This is a genomic window from Vagococcus sp. QWL-13, assembly GCF_058683555.1.
Window position 1 is genome coordinate 2,261,593 of sequence record NZ_CM178746.1, and the last position, 17,990, is coordinate 2,279,582.

Annotated in this window: 16 protein-coding genes; 4 read left to right on the top strand and 12 right to left on the bottom strand. The window is 37.3% G+C overall.

Annotated features, from left to right (window positions below; translation table 11 throughout):
* Positions 1–3 precede the first annotated feature (3 nt).
* The 8 genes from AC4PHI_RS10580 to AC4PHI_RS10615 form a co-directional block, all read right to left on the bottom strand.
* Positions 4–1,809: a DUF2264 domain-containing protein gene (locus AC4PHI_RS10580; protein ID WP_492199830.1), complete on the bottom strand. Its 1,806-nt coding sequence runs from the start codon at positions 1,807–1,809 to the stop codon at positions 4–6.
* Positions 1,810–1,821: 12 nt separating this feature from the next.
* On the bottom strand, positions 1,822–2,781 hold the full coding sequence (locus AC4PHI_RS10585; RefSeq protein ID WP_492199831.1) for a sugar kinase: 960 nt from the start codon (positions 2,779–2,781) through the stop codon (positions 1,822–1,824).
* Between the two features lie 96 nt (positions 2,782–2,877).
* On the bottom strand, positions 2,878–4,041 hold the full coding sequence (locus tag AC4PHI_RS10590) for an MFS transporter (RefSeq protein WP_492199832.1): 1,164 nt from the start codon (positions 4,039–4,041) through the stop codon (positions 2,878–2,880).
* Between the two features lie 80 nt (positions 4,042–4,121).
* Entirely contained in the window at positions 4,122–4,916 is a 795-nt protein-coding gene (locus AC4PHI_RS10595) for a gluconate 5-dehydrogenase (protein ID WP_492199833.1), read from the bottom strand.
* A 14-nt stretch (positions 4,917–4,930) separates the two neighbouring features.
* The gene (gene kduI / locus AC4PHI_RS10600; protein WP_492199834.1) at positions 4,931–5,767 is read right to left on the bottom strand and encodes a 5-dehydro-4-deoxy-D-glucuronate isomerase; all 837 of its coding nucleotides are present in this window, start codon (positions 5,765–5,767) and stop codon (positions 4,931–4,933) included.
* A 206-nt stretch (positions 5,768–5,973) separates the two neighbouring features.
* A complete protein-coding gene (locus tag AC4PHI_RS10605; RefSeq protein WP_492199835.1) occupies positions 5,974–6,762 on the bottom strand; it encodes a hypothetical protein in 789 nt (262 codons plus the stop codon).
* A gap of 1 nt (position 6,763) precedes the next feature.
* Positions 6,764–7,528, bottom strand: a complete 765-nt coding sequence (locus tag AC4PHI_RS10610) for an IclR family transcriptional regulator (RefSeq protein ID WP_492199836.1) — start codon at positions 7,526–7,528, stop codon at positions 6,764–6,766.
* 412 nt (positions 7,529–7,940) lie between these two features.
* On the bottom strand, positions 7,941–8,264 hold the full coding sequence (locus tag AC4PHI_RS10615; protein WP_492199837.1) for a KxYKxGKxW signal peptide domain-containing protein: 324 nt from the start codon (positions 8,262–8,264) through the stop codon (positions 7,941–7,943).
* A gap of 601 nt (positions 8,265–8,865) precedes the next feature.
* On the opposite strand from AC4PHI_RS10615, the gene AC4PHI_RS10620 reads away from it, so the two are divergent.
* From AC4PHI_RS10620 to AC4PHI_RS10630, 3 genes are read left to right on the top strand one after another with little or no spacing between them, the layout of a single operon-like run.
* Positions 8,866–9,630 (top strand): methionine ABC transporter ATP-binding protein, encoded by a 765-nt coding sequence (locus tag AC4PHI_RS10620; RefSeq protein ID WP_492199838.1) that lies wholly within the window; start codon positions 8,866–8,868, stop codon positions 9,628–9,630.
* Positions 9,627–10,313: a methionine ABC transporter permease gene (locus AC4PHI_RS10625; RefSeq protein ID WP_492199839.1), complete on the top strand. Its 687-nt coding sequence runs from the start codon at positions 9,627–9,629 to the stop codon at positions 10,311–10,313. The genes AC4PHI_RS10620 and AC4PHI_RS10625 overlap by 4 nt, the downstream gene beginning before the upstream one ends.
* An 11-nt stretch (positions 10,314–10,324) precedes the next feature.
* On the top strand, positions 10,325–11,167 hold the full coding sequence (locus tag AC4PHI_RS10630) for a MetQ/NlpA family ABC transporter substrate-binding protein (RefSeq protein ID WP_492199840.1): 843 nt from the start codon (positions 10,325–10,327) through the stop codon (positions 11,165–11,167).
* Positions 11,168–11,462: 295 nt separating this feature from the next.
* On the opposite strand, the gene AC4PHI_RS10635 is transcribed toward AC4PHI_RS10630, so the two are convergent.
* Genes AC4PHI_RS10635 through AC4PHI_RS10645 form a run of 3 tightly spaced genes read right to left on the bottom strand, consistent with a single transcriptional unit; the run spans position 11,463 to position 14,386 of the window.
* A complete protein-coding gene (locus AC4PHI_RS10635) occupies positions 11,463–12,524 on the bottom strand; it encodes a Gfo/Idh/MocA family protein (RefSeq protein ID WP_492199841.1) in 1,062 nt (353 codons plus the stop codon).
* Positions 12,525–12,560: 36 nt separating this feature from the next.
* The gene (locus AC4PHI_RS10640) at positions 12,561–13,292 is read right to left on the bottom strand and encodes a ThuA domain-containing protein (RefSeq protein WP_492199842.1); all 732 of its coding nucleotides are present in this window, start codon (positions 13,290–13,292) and stop codon (positions 12,561–12,563) included.
* Between the two features lie 17 nt (positions 13,293–13,309).
* A complete protein-coding gene (locus AC4PHI_RS10645; RefSeq protein WP_492199843.1) occupies positions 13,310–14,386 on the bottom strand; it encodes a Gfo/Idh/MocA family protein in 1,077 nt (358 codons plus the stop codon).
* Positions 14,387–14,496: 110 nt separating this feature from the next.
* On the opposite strand from AC4PHI_RS10645, the gene AC4PHI_RS10650 reads away from it, so the two are divergent.
* Positions 14,497–15,288: a helix-turn-helix domain-containing protein gene (locus AC4PHI_RS10650; protein WP_492199844.1), complete on the top strand. Its 792-nt coding sequence runs from the start codon at positions 14,497–14,499 to the stop codon at positions 15,286–15,288.
* Positions 15,289–15,688: 400 nt separating this feature from the next.
* Here the strand turns inward: AC4PHI_RS10650 and AC4PHI_RS10655 are convergent, their stop codons facing one another.
* A complete protein-coding gene (locus tag AC4PHI_RS10655) occupies positions 15,689–17,962 on the bottom strand; it encodes a glycoside hydrolase family 65 protein (RefSeq protein ID WP_492199845.1) in 2,274 nt (757 codons plus the stop codon).
* Positions 17,963–17,990: the final 28 nt, after the last annotated feature.

The window sequence follows — 17,990 nt, forward strand, 5'->3', positions numbered from 1 at the left end:
TGATCACAATTTTATAAATTTGCTTTTTTCATCAAATATAATATTTATTCCTCCTTCAACCATTACTACTTGAGGTCTAGATAAATTATTTTCGTATTTAGAATGAATTTTAGGTTCGCCTCCTACTAAACTTATTAAATAATGTTTGCCTACTTGTAAGTTAGCTTTCGCTGAGGGATGCGCACTTAATTCAAAATACAAATTAGTATTTGGTTCCACAATGGTTAGTTCGCATTTATCATAACCATGAATCGGAAAAATACTACTTACTCCAACATCACTTTTGTAAGAAACTTCACTGGGTGTCTGTATGAATTCTTGATATCGATCAAATGGAATTGAGAAGCCTCCGTCCCTGACTATAAGTTCCCTACCCGAGTCTATCTCGTGAATTCGTATGTGCCACGAAGAATCTAACGGGTACACCCTAGACTTGACTGTAACATCTCTGTATGGATGCCACACAGTTACAGCCTCGTTTTCGGAAACAAATGATTCCGTCACTTTAAATGGTGTGCGATAAAATGAGTCGTCTTCTGAAACAGCTAAGACATTGTCAAAACCTCCTTGTGTGTAAAGCCTTTCACTTTTGCTGACACTAAAACCAAAAACTGTTGAATATACGAGTTTGGCATATTTAGCATCACTGTGTGCTTGATATGATTCCATTCGACCAGCAGGGAACATTTGTAAGTGATTTTTCCCTCTTACCATTAACATATTGGCTTCTTTGATCAATGTGCGATCTCTATCATAAATCGGTTCAATCATTTCAGTTGACCAAATAGGATGATTTTCTGGTGAGGCTAAAAGCAAAAATGTTTTTAAAGCCCAATATGGAGAGCCCGGCGCATTGTATCCTTCTGCCATCACAAGATTTTCATAGTGATAACCTATGGTCAAACGACCTTGTCTTGAAAAAATACGATGCTCAAACCAACGTTCCATATTCTTTCCCACCAGCCATTTAATTTCTCCCCATGGTAGAGCTTCTACATCAGCAAAAACCAAGGCAGACCAAAATGCACTCTGAGCAAAACGATACGTCAAACTGCGTCCAAAAGGAATTGCCTCTCCACGATCATCAAACCATGTTTTAAATGTTTGGGCGAATTCAATTGCTCTATTTTTAAACACTAACACTCTCTCTGGATCATCATCCGCCATAAATTTGCAATATATCAAACTGTAATAATGGATCGCAAAAGAAATATAGTAATCTGTTTGAGAAGGCCGTCCATCGTAATACCAACCATTCCCAATATAAAATGATTCAATTTTCTCTAAATCTTCTTCTACCATTTTCTTATCCCAAAGTTGTCCACTTTTTTTAAACCAAACATTGACTAGTACTCTGAAAAACAACCAATTATTTTGACTGAAAACACGATGATTTACAGTGTTTAACCATTGGTAAAGGTTGTCTTTTTCCTTTTCAGTCAATCCCTCCCACAACCATTCTTTAGTCAGCAATAAAGTAGTAGCTAAGGCTGCCATCTCAACAATAAGTTGATCATAATCTGATGGCTCTCCCCAATAGCTCGGGTGTTCTGGATTTGTTCCTGCAACGATACCTTCTTTAACAAAGCTCACTAATTTCTCGTCTCTTTTTGAAGTAAACAGTGGGCCTAAGCCCCACAATGTTCTTAGAAAACCTTCAGCCTGTCTCGTTCCTTCATTGTAAACAGAACCACTCTCACCGAATTTCAGATGACCAGGAAGATCGGCGTTATAATAGTTTTCAAATGCACCTATAATTTTCTCTAAACCAACTATATAATCATTTTTAGAATTAAATTTTTGTGCCATTTGTTTTCTCCTCTATTTACTTTCATGCTCTTTCATAAATTGAGCTAATTTATTTCTATCTGGTAAAGCCTCATTATCACTGATATGTTGAACTTGCATCGCTCCTATTGCATTCGCTTGTTTTACAATGGTCCTTACATCTAAATCATCCAATTGTCCACTAATAATTCCAACTGCAAAACCGTCACCTGCCCCAACTGTATCAATAACCTTTTCAACAGGATACCCTTTGATATGTTTCCCAAGCTCGTCTGTGGTTTGAACATAGGCGCCTCGGCTCCCATCTTTGATCACAACCATACTTGCCCCTTTGTCCAAGTAAAATTGAGCAATTTCAGAAATTTCTTTTTTTCCTGTCAAGATTTCTCCCTCGGATACACCTGGCAATACAATATCAGAGTAGTCAGCTATTTTATTGAGCACGCTTATCATTTCTTCCTGATTATCCCATAAAGAAGGACGCAGGTTAGGATCAAAAGAAACTATGCACCCTGATTCTTTTGCTTTCTTCACCATTGAAATCATCGCATTTCTTGTATCCTGACTTAATGCTGGAAAAATTCCCGTTACATGTAAAAGTCTGATTTCTGAAAAGTCAATCGTAGATACATCCTGCTCTGACATTGTCGAAGCAGCACTATGTTTCCTATAATAAAGAGTACTTGGGTCACCTTTTGCTACTTTATTTTTGAACATAATCCCAACTCTACCGTCTTTAATGAATTTAATATGTTCTGTATTTAGTTGCTCTTTGTGTAAATAATCAATAATATATTCTCCAAATTCATCTTCGGCAAGTTTAGTTAAATAACTAACCTTATACCCTAAACGGGAAAGCCCTATCCCAACATTTAACTCTGCTCCAGCGATTGCACGTTCAAATTTTACAGTCTGCCCAATAGGTGCTTCTTCTTGCCCAATGAAAAGAATCATGGGTTCTCCCACAAGCATTACATCTGTTTTTTTTGTCACTGTCTTTCCACCTCTTTTATACTTATCCTAATTACCATAAATAAATTTTTAAAAATTACTGTCACTTTATTTTCTCAAATCAATTAGCTATAAATACTAACTTCTAGCATAAAAAACCACACCTAGTACCATGATGATAATTGCTACTACAATTGCTGCCATTCCCGCTAATATACCAAACATTGATGACAAGAAACCTGTGATTATTGGCATCAAAATACCACCCATACCCGCCATTACAAGCAGCCAACCCATAGCCATTGGGTAATCTTTTATATCTCTTCCGGCAATTGTAATAGCTGTAGGATAAATGCCACCCATAGAAAAACCTAAACCTAACACTAAAAACAAAATTATTGAATAGCTAGTGGCAGTCAATAGGAATATATAGAAAAATGCAGTGCTAGCACTAATTAAAGTTAACACATTCCCTTTTGGAAATCTCATGCCGAACAAGGCCATACCTATTCGACCAATTAAAATTCCTATCCACAATACAGATGACAGGACTTGCGCTTCTGTGATTCCCATTATCCCAGCATCCACGAAATATTTCACTAACCAGCCAGTAATAGCAGCTTCCGCACAAACATAAAAAAACAATATCACGCTTGCATTCCAAAATACGCGACTTTTTAAAAATGCTAACCCAGCTGTCTTATCATGTTCATGTTTTTCTTTAGGCGATTCATCTGTAATTTTCATTTGAGAAAACAAAATTATTGAAAGTATGATCAGAAAAATTATGACTATTCCTGATACTTTCCAGCCCTTATCACCAAAAATCTTGCTTGTTAGAATGACTAAAAAAGGTGATAATAAGGCTCCTACAGCAAATAAACTATGAAGTAAATTTAATGCAGAGGGACTACTTCCAGTAATGTCATTGACTGTCTTATTATTAAAATTGGAGATACTCCCTCGACTAATTCCTGTAAAGAAAAATGCCAGCAAAAGCAGCCAAGGTTGTCCTGTTGTGATAATTAATAAAAATCCTAATACAGCAAAACTACTAAGAAACAAAATAGAATTTTTCCTACCTAAATAAACAGGTAATACGCCTGCAATAAAACTAGCAATCAAATTACCCAGCTGATGACTTGAAATCAATGCCCCACTTACGGTATCACTCAACTGATATGATTCACTCAATAAAGGCAGTAATGAACCGAACACCATGGCATATAAGCCATTAACAAAAAATATAAAAAAACTACAGATTAATATGTATCGATCTGTTTTGTTCAAATGACTAAACACGTTTCCTTCGACCTCTCCATCTACATTAATAAAAAAGAATAGCAACCTTTAATAGCTTGCTATTCTCCTTTAATTTTAAATTATTTTGGTTGTTTACCAATTGACGCTAAAATACCGCCATCTACATATAAAACATGCCCGTTGACGAAATTCGAAGCATCAGATGCCAAAAATACTGCCGGTCCTTCTAGATCTTCAGTTCTACCCCAACGTGCCGCTGGAGTTTTATCAATAATAAATTGATTAAAAGGATGACCGTCGACTCTAATAGGTGCGGTTTGAGGAGTCTCTATATATCCCGGTCCAATACCGTTACACTGAATATTATGCTCGCCAAACTCTGCGGCAATGTTTTTTGTCAACATTTTCAATCCGCCTTTTGCAGATGCATAAGCACTTACAGTTTCACGACCTAATTCACTCATCATCGAACAAATATTGATTATTTTCCCATGTCCCTTTTTGATCATCGAAGGTAATACGGCTTTAGCCATGATAAATTGCCCTGTTAAATCTACATCAATTACTTGACGATAATCTTCAGCGGTCATTTCTAACATTGGAATACGTTTTATGATTCCAGCGTTATTAACTAAAATATCAATGACCCCTACTTCTTCTTCAATGCGTGCAATATTTTCTGCAACAGCTTGCTCATCTGTAATGTCAAACACATACCCTTTAGCGTCGATACCTGCCTCTTTATAAGATGCTAAACCTTCTGCAACAGATTCTTCAGCATTACTGTTGAAAACTACTTTTGCACCTGCCTTATGTAAAGACGATGCTATCGCAAAGCCGATGCCATACACTCCACCGGTGACTAAGGCCACTTTACCATCTAGACGAAATGAATCCATATTAAATTCAGACATATTTTTCTCCTTTTCTATTTAAGATCCTTCATATCGATCATATCCATATCTGTATAAGTAATGTTTTCACCACACATTGCCCAAATAAATGTATAATCTGCCGTAGCTACCCCAGTATGAATAGACCAACTTGGTGAGATGGTGGCTTGTTCGTTCCCCATCACTAAATGTTTCGTCTCATCAGGTTTACCCATAAAGTGGAAAACACGAGTATCAGGATCCATATCAAAGTATAAATAAGTTTCCATTCTTCTTTCATGAGTATGAGCCGGCATTGTATTCCAAGATGAGCCTTCTTCCAAGATAGTATAGCCCATTTGTAATTGACAACTTTCACATACATTTGGATGGATGTATTGGAAAATTTTCCGTTCATTTAATGTTTTCGGTTCACCAGTTTCCATAGGTGTAATTTCATCAATACTTATTTTCACATTAGGATAAATTTTATGTGCAGGAACAGACACCACATAAAACTTTGCAGGGTTACCCGCATCGTCTGACTGAAACAACACTTCTTTTGTTTCCTTGCCAATATAGTAACCATCTTGTTTTTTCATCGGCTCTGTTTTTCCGTTAATAGTAATGGAGCCAGGTCCTCCAATATTGATGACTCCCAGTTCACGTCTTTCTAAGAAATAATCAACACCTAACTGTTTATCTAAAACAATTTCAAGTGTTTCTGTCGTAGGGGTCACACCACCAAAAATCATACGGTCATTATGGGTATATGTCAGGGAAATCTCTCCGGGAACAAACACCTTCTCAACTAAAAATTCTTTTCTTAGTTGCTCTGTAGAAAAATGTCTAATCGCGTCAGGACTTTGTGCATACCTTGTTTCAATATTCATTTTTACATCTTCTCCTTTTCCAAATAAGAAATTTTGTTTTCTTAAAAAGAAACACAACTAGATTATACTATTAGATCATTTTATTTTCAAGGGAAAGATTGTCAGATATTTTGTAACTGCTATTCAACGATTCGTTTTAATCAAGAAAAAGCATCTGTAGTATTCAAAGAGCAAATGTTCTCCGAATAAATAGATGCTTTTAGAAATTACTTATTCTTTCCGTACACCAAAAGTTGTGTCAAAGCAGGAAAGGGTGAATCATCTTCTGCTTTAATTAAATCTGAAAAAGTTAGCCATTCAATCTCTTTTTCATGGAAATTAAAGACTTGTTCTTCCATTAATTTCTCTAATTGAACGACCAGTTTACTGCCATCAGAAAATCTGAATGTCCCTTCTGTCCAATAACTGTCGTGAGGATAATCTCCCCGCAAAACTAAACCTATCGAATCAACCAATACAGTTCTGCCAAAATCTACTCTCAGCTCTGCCTTTGGATCTTGATTAATTCCCCAAGACTGAAAAGGATAGCTGCCATGATCATCATTAGCTAAAACACCATCTATGGCATTAATAGCGAAGAACGTACTATCATTTCGTGTCTCTATATTTGCAGTTGCGTGAGGATAAACACCACTGAAATCTTTTTGATCATGTGCATTGAAAGCCAGATTTCTATATGCGGCAATTTCAAATTCTTTGGCATATCGAACAGCTAACGCATGACGAACACCTTTAAAAACATTGGGATTAAATGCTGTATCCTCAGTTTCGGTAATAACATTATAAACCCATTTATTTTCTGGCATGTAGACTAGGCTTTCACTTATAGACCCATCTAGCTTTGCAACTATATAAGCAGGAGCTTTGTCAATCTCAACAACAATTTGGTCTCCCTCATTATATTCACCTTTGTAACCAATTGAAGCAGATCGTTTCCCACTTAGATCAGCTTTTACTTCCCCCTCTTTTGAAATAATAGACAGTTTGATTCCCATCTTACTTTCCCCCCATTTCAGATTCTATTTTTCCCTTCGTTACCTTAATTAAAGAAACCAATTCTTGTACTCTACTGTATGATGCTCTATATTTAGGCATACTTATACTAATTGCCCCGTATTGATTATCACCTAGATCGACAGCCGTACCAATACAAAAGATATCATTTTCCATCTCTTCATCATCAAAAGCTACTCCTTGTTTCTTCACAGCTTCTAATTCTTCTAACAATTTGTCTTCATCAGTAATAGTTTTCCCAGTATGTTTGATGAAGTCAGTTTGATTTATATAGTTTTCTACTGATCTTCGGTCCATTTTTGCTAAAATAGCTTTCCCCATCGCTGAACTGTACAACGGACGAGTTATACCAATTTTAGACGTCATAAAAATAGTTTGATTTTTAGGCTCAAGTTTTTCTAAATACATCACTTCATTTTGATATTGTATACCTAAATGGACCGTCTCATTAACTTCATCATTCAATTGTTTTAAGTGTGGCAATGCTGCCTTTAACAACAATGAATCATTTACATACTTATTAGCATATTTTACTAGTCGCGGCCCTAGCCCATATTCTTTTGTTACATCATCACGAGAAACAATCCCCATCATTAACAATGTGTCTAAAATTTTCAAGGTAGTTGAAGCTGTCATTTGAGTATGCAGAGAAATTTCTGTTAAATTTTTATTTACCTCAGAATCTGCTAAATAATCTAGAATCTTCACACCTCTAATCAAAACTGTACCATACGGTTTTTTTGTCAAAACATCTCCCTCTTTTCTTATTAAGAAATATGACTATCTATATAATAAAACAAAATGCATTCTTGTGCAACTATAGACAAAATATCAGAACTCCTATTGCTTATCTTTTTTTAAAAATTGTTTTTTAGTGACAGATTTTACAAACAAGTTGCCAACTTGAAGCAAAAAATAACGCCATAGCCAAATTTCATGTATTATTGAGGTTCCTAACACCAACAATAAGGGCTCTATAATTTATGGGACTGATGAATCAAAAATTGATTCATCAGTCCCATTTTTTTGTATTAAATAAAAAAACATATAGTTCTTCTGTTACTATTAAAGCGTCTAACCTAAACAGTAAGGAGAACTATATGCTATGACACATGATATCAAAAAATTACTAAGAATTATAGACCCTGATCTAACTATTTTAACTGTTTCTAAAGAAGCCTATCAAGACAGGCAACAACGACATCGGGCCTTTAAGATTGATAGCCACACCAATATTGTAAACAGTATCTCCCTCAATCATTGTGATTTGTTTTTCTTCCGGCTTAATCCTTTGAATAATTGATTCTGGAGAATTAGCTGCCCATTCTGATGCCTGCACTGTTTCACTAAACATTAAGCCACCAAGCAAAAGAGTCCCAAATAATGCTCCTCTAATAACCCAATGCTTTCCGCTCTTCCTCATTCTTGCTCGAAATTTCTTTTCTCCAACGGCAAGAATAGAGTCAAATTTATTCGATTTCAATCATCATCCACTCCTTAATATTTATATCTAACCTATTTTACAACAGCACGTATTCATAATACGGTTATTTTTTTAACGATGCTTACTATATTTTTTAGCAAATTAAGTTAGCCATAGGATCCATGAGCGAAAAAAATATCAAAAAGTATTACATACTTTTCTTAGGCGCTAATATCGTTATTTTTAGACATATTATGCGAGCCAACTTTATCAAATAGGTAATTGTGATTTACAAACTGTGTTTTGATTCTCCTAATCAGTTTCGGAGTATCCAAGCTATAAGTTTTATGTTAGAGGCTTTTGTACTTTTTAGAAATAGTGTTTTTTAGCCATTTCTATTTCCCAAAGTTAATTTTACAATTAACGACTTTAAAAATCCTGAGCTATTATTTGATAATTCTGCATGATATTTCACATAGGTAGCGCATTTGTACAATATTGTTCCTGATTACCGATTCTGGAAAAGCGGTTTAAAAAGCGTGATATCAATATCTCCCATATTTTAAATCAAAATATAAAATAAAATAAAGCAGAAATTCAGCCGTGAAGTTTTGCTAAATTTGTGAAATCTATTAGTATAGAGCATGTTACAGGGGACGCCTTGAACGAAAAAATTGCGCCTAGGGTGATAAGTTTGATTGAAATAAAAGAAGTCAGTAAAGAATTTAAGCAAAAGAAAATAAAAATTCAAGCGCTGAAAGCTATTTCTATGAAAATCAATCGGCATGAATTTTTTGGAATTGTGGGGACCAGCGGTTCAGGAAAATCTACTCTATTAAAGCTGATCAATGGTTTAGACGAGCTCACTGCAGGAGAAATTTTGATTGACGGTGATTCTTTAAATGATGTCGGTAAAAAAGAACGCCGTCAAAAGGTACAAACAATCGGAATGATCTTCCAACAGTTTAATTTATTGCAAAACTTGACGATTGGTCAGAATGTAGGATTACCTTTAAAAGTACAAGGAAAAAAAGAAACTCATAAAATCAAAGAGATGTTGACCTTTGTAGGAATGCTGGAACATATCGACAACTATCCTAGTCAATTAAGCGGCGGACAAAAACAACGGGTGGCGATTGCCCGAGCTTTGACGACAGCACCGACCATTCTACTTTGCGATGAGCCGACTTCTTCATTGGATGAGCACAATGGTCATGAAGTGATGAAACTGCTAAAAAAAACACAAGAAGAATTTGGTACAACGATTGTTTTTGTCAGTCATGAACTGGGATTGATTAAGCAATGGTGCGATCGGGCCGCTATTATGGAAGAAGGCCAGCTTTTAGCTGTTGTGGATGTAACTAAAAATCAGGTAGTCAATTCCGAAACTTCCTACTACCGGAAAGCAATGGACTATTTGGTATGAATAATTATTTATCAATTATGGAAGCCTACCAAGGTGAAATGCTGGTGGCCTTGAGCCAAACACTGGTGATGATTCTGATTTCAATGAGTGCTGCACTGCTGATTGGGCTGCCCATGGGGACCATGTTATTTTTGCAGAGGATTCATTTTTTCCATAGCAAGCCGTTACTGATGTTTAGCCGGCTAAACAATCTTTTCGTAGATATTGTTCGCTCTTTTCCTTTTTTGCTCTTTGTGGTGTTGATTATTCCTTTTACCCGTTTTGTTTTAGGCACCTCTTTCGGAACAATGGCAGCGGCGTTTCCACTATGTTTTGTTGCAACTGCCAATTATGCGCGAATGGCTGAACAAGCTTTATTGGATGTTCCGCGCGAAACACTGGAACTTGCTAAATCATTAGGTGCAACCACTTGGCAATTGATTTTTCATTTTTTGTATGTGGAAGCAAGGTCGAGTTTAGTCTTAGGATTTACAACGGTCACCATTGGGATGGTTTCGTATTCAACTATCATGGGAGTGGTCGGTGGTGGAGGAATTGGCGACTTTGCCATTCGCTACGGTTATCAATCCTATGAGTACGAATTAATGTATACAACGATTGTAGTGATGATTATAAGCGTCATAGTGATTCAAACAACGGGGACGCTTTTAGCTAATCATCTAGATAAACGAAAAATATTTTAAGGAGAATTCAAATGAAAAAATGGTTAGCAGGTCTGGCATTGACAGGGATGGTTTTATTGTTGGGAGCGTGTGGTGCAGCATCTAAAGCTGATAAAAGCACGGATAGCTCCAGCAGTAGCGTAAAAGATGACAAGGTGATCACAGTTGCCTCAGCATTGGATTCTGCTGAAAAAATCCTGAAAATTGCTAATGAGACAGCTGAAAAAGACGGATACACAATCAAAATGGTACGTGTCAACGACAATGTGCAGTACAATACCTTGTTGAACGATAAGGAAGTGGATGCCAATTTCTCCCAACATGAACCTTTCATGAATGATTTTAATAAAGCTCATGATGGAAACTTAGTAATCGCACAAAAAGTTTACGATGCGAAAGTCGGATTTTATTCGAAAGACTACAAAACAATTGAAGAATTGCCGGAAGGAGGCAAAATTGCTATCCCTAATGATGCTTCCAACCAAGGACGTGCTCTGGCGATTTTAGATGATAAAGGGATAATCAAATTAAAAGACGGTGTCGGCTTTAACGCTACAGTGAAAGATATTGTCGAAAATCCTAGCCAATTTGAGTTTGTTGAATTAGATTTATTAAATTTGGCTTCAGCTTATGATGAAAAAGACATCGTGCTGGTCTACAACTATCCTACTTATTTAACGAAAATCGGTCTGACACCGGCAGATGCTATGTTCTTGGAAACACCAAATGACAATCATTTTGCTATTAGTGTCGCAGCGAGAGAAGATAACATTGATTCTGAAAAAATCAAAGTGTTGATCAAATCAATCACTTCCGAACCAGTACGCAAGTTTCTGGTAGAAGAAGAGGGCGTTTCACTAATTCCATCGTTCTAATTTGGTTTTTTAAAGAATGTTATATCCAGCTTAATTGAATAAACGAAACTTTTATAAAGTACTATATCAATGCTTTCTTCATATTTTAAAATTTTATCAAGAATATCTGACAAGATAACTTGTTGGACAGATGAATCTAAAAATGATTTATCTGTCCTTTTAGCATATATTGAAAATCGCCCTTTATTGAGAGGCTTTCAATACGCAAAAAAATATCGTCCAAGTATCTTTTTAAAGATGTTGGTCGATATTCTTTATTTCTAAAAATTTATAGATTTTTAACTTCCTTTTCTTCTTAAATCTTAGACATGATATCTATCGGTTGACTGGCGTTACTGCTCTGTTCAAAAGCACTCAATACTTCAAGGACATGAAAAGTTTGCCGGATATCTGTTCTAAAACGGCTTTTTTCCCCTAAATTTCGAGCCATCTCAACTACTCCTAGACCGCGAGAGTTTTCCTTGTTTTCAAACAACAAGGGCATTTGTTTATAAGAGGACTCATTAGCCGTTAAAAGATAAATCGGACCGTCAAATGTATTAGGATCAGGAAGTCGCAGAGTCCCTTTTGAACCATAGATTGTCATGGCTGACTGTTCTTCTTCGAAACAATCAAATGTAGTAAACAACTCACCTGTAACACCAGAGACAAATTGTAAAATTCCCATATAATAAGTCGGGACCTGCACTTCAATTTTCTTTCCTTTTAAGGGGTCGCTGGTAATCAGCCGCTGAGCAAAAGTCTTTTTGGTAATGGCACTGACAGACGCCACTGAGCCTAAAAGATGAGTTAAAGCACTGACATAATAGGGGCCCATATCCAACATAGGCCCACCCCCTTGTTGATAATAAAATTCAGGTCCGGGATGCCATGATTCATGTCCGCGATTAATCATAGATGCTCTAAATCCAATCGGCTCGCCAATCATCCCTGCATCAATAATTTTTTTACAGGTTTGAATCCCCGCTCCTAAAAACGTGTCCGGTGCACCACCAACAGCCACCTCATGTTTTTGAGCCATCTCAAGCAACTCTTGCCCATCAGATAAAGTAGTAGCTAACGGTTTTTCCGAGTATACAGATTTTCCAGCCAATACGGCCGCTTTTGTGACACCATAATGCTCGTTGGGACGAGTCAAATTTAAAATAATATCCACAGCATCGTCCTGAAATGCTTCGTACATATCTGCATAAATCTTCTTTATATTAAATTTTTTTGCAGCTTGTTCCGCTTTGCTGCGAATCAAATCGCAGAGTCCCACAATTTCTATCTCATCTTGGAATTTTCCTGTCAAATTTTCCAGATAGATCCCGCTGATATCTCCGACTCCTATAAAGGCCACACCTTTTTTCTTCATATCTTTCTCCTATTCCTAATTTTAAATATGGATTTTTTAATACATCTTAGCGTCGTTTTTAAATCGGTCTGCACTCAACTGGTTTTGACGCACGAAGTCTCGACTCTCCCCTGCCCATAACAAACCATTTTTCATCAGTTCAGCAGCCATAGGCGAATGATCAAAAACGTTATCCTGATGCCCCAGAGATTGATAAAATACCCGACCATTGCCCCAGAATTTAGTCCAAGCCACTGGTACGTCTACAGGTTTATTAGATACATGATAATAAGGAACTTCGAGATGAGGAAAACGGGTTGTAGCCAGTACTTCAATAGCGGGATCCACGTGAACATAGTATTGTTCGCTGCAAACCTCAAAATCGGTTAAATTTTCGATAATCGGACTGGAACCATGGCAAATATTCACTTGATAACGAATCCCGTCACCTCCGGGATGTGATACCCACTGACCGCCCGTCATAAACTGCCATTCAGTATCCTGTCGGAAAGAATCACACATCCCACCATGACAACCAGCCAATCCCATACCGTGCCCCACTGCTCGGGAAACATTTTTCGACTGTTGGGAAGTGATTTCCCCCATCGTCCAACAGGGGACTAAAAGATCATGGGAATCCAGCCAATCATAATCTTCCAGACACTCAAGAGTATCTTCGATTTGTACTTGCCAGTTTTCCTCTTTCTCCAACATTTTTTTGAATCGTTGACTGACAAGCGCCGGTTCGTGCCCCTCCCAGCCACCTTGAATAATTAATGCTTTTTTCATAAGATTTCTCCCTTCCATTAAAAATCGACCGCGATAGTTTGTTTTTTTTCAGCAGACAAAAAAGCTGCCTCAATCACTTTAAGAACTTTTAGAGCTTCTGATATTTTCACAATTGCTTCTTCTTCCCCATCCATGACCTTAACAAGGTTACCGTAAAACTTTTCTGCTGAATAAAATTTGGTTTGTTTCATCTGTTTGCTATCTTCTAATTCCGGCAGAGATTGTTCCTGTATAGTTGACTTTGCCCGGGGTGCCATAGTTCGAGTGGGGCCTGCCGCCGTATAAACGATTTCACTTGCCCAAGTTGGAGTATCCCCCTCTACCAAGTGGACGATTTTCCCATCACAATCCCAGTTTTCAATAATAGCTGTTCCCGATTTTCCTGAGAGATGCCATCGGGGAAATGGGATAAAGCAATTGGTCGCCACTTCCAAGACCACACTTAAACCATCAGAAAATTCTAAAAACAACTTTACATTGTCATCGACTTCTTCAGAAAAAACATTTCGGATGTGTGCAGTCACACCTGTCAGCTTTGCCGAAGTCAGCTGTAAAATCTGATCAATCAAATGAACACCCCAGTCATACAACATTCCTCCGCCATTGATTTTAAAATCACGCCAGCCATGCAAGAAAACACTGGAACCGTTGACTCGGCTTTCGATAAAATAGGGCTGCCCAATCAAATTGTCTGACAGAATTTTTTTCACGATTCTAAAATCCGTATCCCAACGTCTATTTTGGTGGATTGTAAAAATTTTATCTGAACACCGGGCCTGCTCTTCAATTTCCAATAAATCTTTAGAGGTCAGTGTCACTGGTTTTTCGCAGACCACATGTTTCCCTGATTTTAAGCCAGCTAGCGCATAAGCTTTGTGTGAATCATTGGGAGTGGCAATTATAATCAAATCGGCTTCACTCGCCAGCACTTCTTCAAAAGAAGCATATATCGTCATTTTTTGCTCAATTTCTTCTCTGACTTCTTTTCTGATATCAAAAGCTCCTATCACGTCGATCAATCCCGTTGCTGACAAAGCGTCATGATGCCACTTTCCCATTCCGCCATATCCGATAATAATCGCTTTTTTCTTCATTGCCTCATCTCCTGTTTACTTTTATACGCCTTGATGATAGCATGATAAAAGCGGATACACTTGCCAAAAGAAGATAAAAAGCAGCCAAATATTGCGCAGGAGGAAATCAAATGACTATTTTTTTTGAACCTGAACAAAAAAAACAACGTGTCTTTTTTTCCAAAAATTTCAGTTTTCCCCCTCATCTCCATCACGAGGTGGAAATTATTTATTGTTTTGCAGGAACTATCACGGTTATCTATGAAAATAAAAAGTGCAGACTTCAGCAAGGTGAAATCGGGGTCTTTTTTTCAAATGTGATTCACGGTTATACTGATGAAACTTGCGGGAAATCGGTCATCTCTATTTTTAACTTGAGAAGAGTGCCAGAATTCAGTCAAATTTTTACCCAGATGATTCCTAAAGAGTTTATTTTTAAAGCGGGAGACCAGCTAAAGAACTTCCATATGATTTTTGATTATTTTCTGATTGAAGCCTCAGCTTCTCAATTGCTGGACAACGCCTACACCCACCTGCTGCTCGCCCTCATAATTGAACAGCTGGATTTGAAACCTCGTACGGTCCAGCCAAATGAACCGTTATTATCTCAAATCATCCAGTATGTATCGGCTCGTTATACCGAACCGCTGACTCTTAAAGAAATCGCTGGTGCAGTTAACTGTAGCGAATATACTGTGTCCCGCGTTTTCTCAGAAAAACTAGGGATTTCTTTTAGAAATTATCTTAATCAACTTCGCGGAGATCACGCTTGCCGACTATTACGGGAAACTGAAGTTCCGATTATTGATGTTGCTTTGGAGGCTGGTTTTACCTCTCTGCGCTCATTCAATCGTTTTTTTGCCGGTTTTTACCACCAAACGCCTAGTACCTACCGCAAAAACTGGCATGAAATCAAAGGTTAACAAACGAGGAATCAATCATTCACTGTAAGGCGACATACTTTATGTTTCGAGCTTCACCCTTTTTTTAGATATCCAACATGTTTTACGTGTTGATTTCAGATTAGTCAAAATTTTGGTGGCAACTTAATTGCCTCGATAGGTGCAGTAATCGAATTAGTTAATAAATCAGCATCAGTTTAAGCAGCTCCCAAGGTCCCGCCTAACAAAAGTTTTCAATGCATAAATAAACACTCTAAAACCTTAGATACATTCAGGTTTTAGAGTGTTTATTTGCGAACGTATATTTATTATCAGCTTGTTTTAATGCTTCTCATTGAAAGTATTCCTTGTTGTTCGATTTTATTAGTAATCAACTCATCATATATTTTCCGGAAGATTCAGCTAGTCATCTTAATAGACCCTAGGATTCTTCAACGGTTATTGTTTCCGGTCCGGCGATGTGGAAAATTTTTCGCTTTATCTCTATCTGGCAGGGTGTTTGAAAATTGTCAATCTGAAGGGTAAAACATTCTTTGGTTAGCGTGATTATCAATTGATTGCCTAAATAGTAAATTTGAGTAGAAAGTTCCTCTAAATAGTTGGGCAGATACGGATAAAAACTAAGATGCTCGACAGAAACTTCAATCCCTAAAAAACCAGTCGTGGCAATTTGCCAGACGCCGCCAAAATTAGCATAGTGGAGTCCGCTGATAGTATTTAACAAGCGGTCTTCCATATCAAAGTATAAGGCTTTAGTGAAAAGTTCTTTAGATTGCTGGTCATCTCCCAAACGAGCCGCCATCAAACCATACCCGCAAATAGAAAGGGAGGAATCGTGAGCCGTGCGTTCTAAATAAAAATTAAAATTATCCTGCTTCTCCTTGAAAGTATAATTTTCTGGTAACAAGTTCATCATTTGGACAATATCTGCTTGTTTTGTAATCTGATAAAGAGACAGTGCCTCATATGGTAATGTTGAATCAACCACCCTTTTTGCGCCGGGTTTCAACAGAGCTATCGGCACTCGCCGCCGGGCTAGATACTTCTCATCTTCCAGATACAACTTTTCTTTCATGTCGTAAGGAATCCAGATGTTTTCAGCCACAGATTCGAAGTTAGCCAATTCTTGAATCGTCAACCCTGTTTTCTCTGTTAATTCTCGAAAACTGACCGGATCGTCGGCTGACAGCCGGCTCAATAACTCAACCGTAACAGAGAGATTTTCAGCAGCCATCGTATTAGTATAGCAATTGTTATTGACAATAACATCATACTCATTAGGGCCTCTGACTGCTAAAATTTCATACCCTTTATTTTCAACACTCAAAGAAACGCGTGATACCCAAAACCTTGACGTTTCAATTAATAATTCTGCCAAAAACTCTTTTAAAGCTGCTTGATCATTTGTTACTCTCATGTATTTATTAATGGCATAAGCAATATCTGCAACAATATGGACGGCGTAATAAGCTCCAACATTTTTCTGAGTTTGCTCCACCCCTTGAGCTGACACTTGCCAAGGAAAAAAAGCACCATCAAATAAATTTCTTTTAGCATGTTTTTTTGCTTCTTGTAATGTATGATAACGAAAATGCAATAATTTTTTTGCTTCTTGAGGAAATTGGTATAAAAAGAACGGAAATTTAAAGATTTCCAAATCCCAAAAAACACATCCTTCATACATCTCACCAGTTAAACCACGCGCGCCTATACTCAATTCGTCAGTGTGACGCGGCGCTGATGAATATAACTGAAATAGATTATACCGCAAAGCTATTTGCATTGAATCATTATTTTTCAACCGGACATCACAATTTTTCCAGACAGCTTGCCACGCGTCTGATTGAGTACACTTTAATGTGGCATAATCTTTGACCCCGTCTAAATACTGGTCAACAGTGTCCAAATAATCTGCTTCTTCAGCATTATTAGTCGAAGCAATTATTCGTTGGAAAATCACTGATTTTTTTGAAGATAAAACAAACGAATATTGATTTGCCGGTGCTAAAGCATCTTTTTCATAAAGGGAAATACACTTATGATCCGCATTAGACAGCCATTCCCTTGATTTTTGCAATAAGCGCAAATTTTGATAATCTCCCTGTAAGTGCAGAAGATTAGGCTGACTTTCGATCAGGCTTAAATGCCGTCGACCAGGCTGTATCGGCCACGGTTCTGTACTTTCCAAATTAAGGTTAGTAACATCACCGTCTAAAAAAGTGGTAAGTTGAAGACTGATGTCATCTGAAGAATCAAAAACAATCTGTTGACCTAAAAGATGGTACTCGGTCAAATGGGCCAATCTTTCAAATTTGATTTTCAATTCTTTACCAGAGCTTAACACCGCTGTATAGCCTCTCTGGTAAAGACCATTCGCCATGTCTAGTCGTTGATAAAAATTTTTAACCTTGCAGTTCGTCTGATCAATCCTTTCCCCGTCAGCAACAATTTCAACCCTTAACACATTTGGGGTATTCAACAACTCAGTAATTAAAGAACCATCATAAGCCTCATGGACACCCTGACCAAAGAGACCAGCTTGGTAAATCCCTCCTAATCTCGTCAGAGGCTCCTGACTTTCTTCATGAAAGCCGCGGCATCCGTAGAAGCCATTGCCAACAGAAAAAACAGCCGCTTTTGATTGTTGCTTATCCGCTTCGTAATTTTTTTCTTCAAAAATAAATGTATTGACCATTGATTAATCATTTCCCTTCTTTTTACAA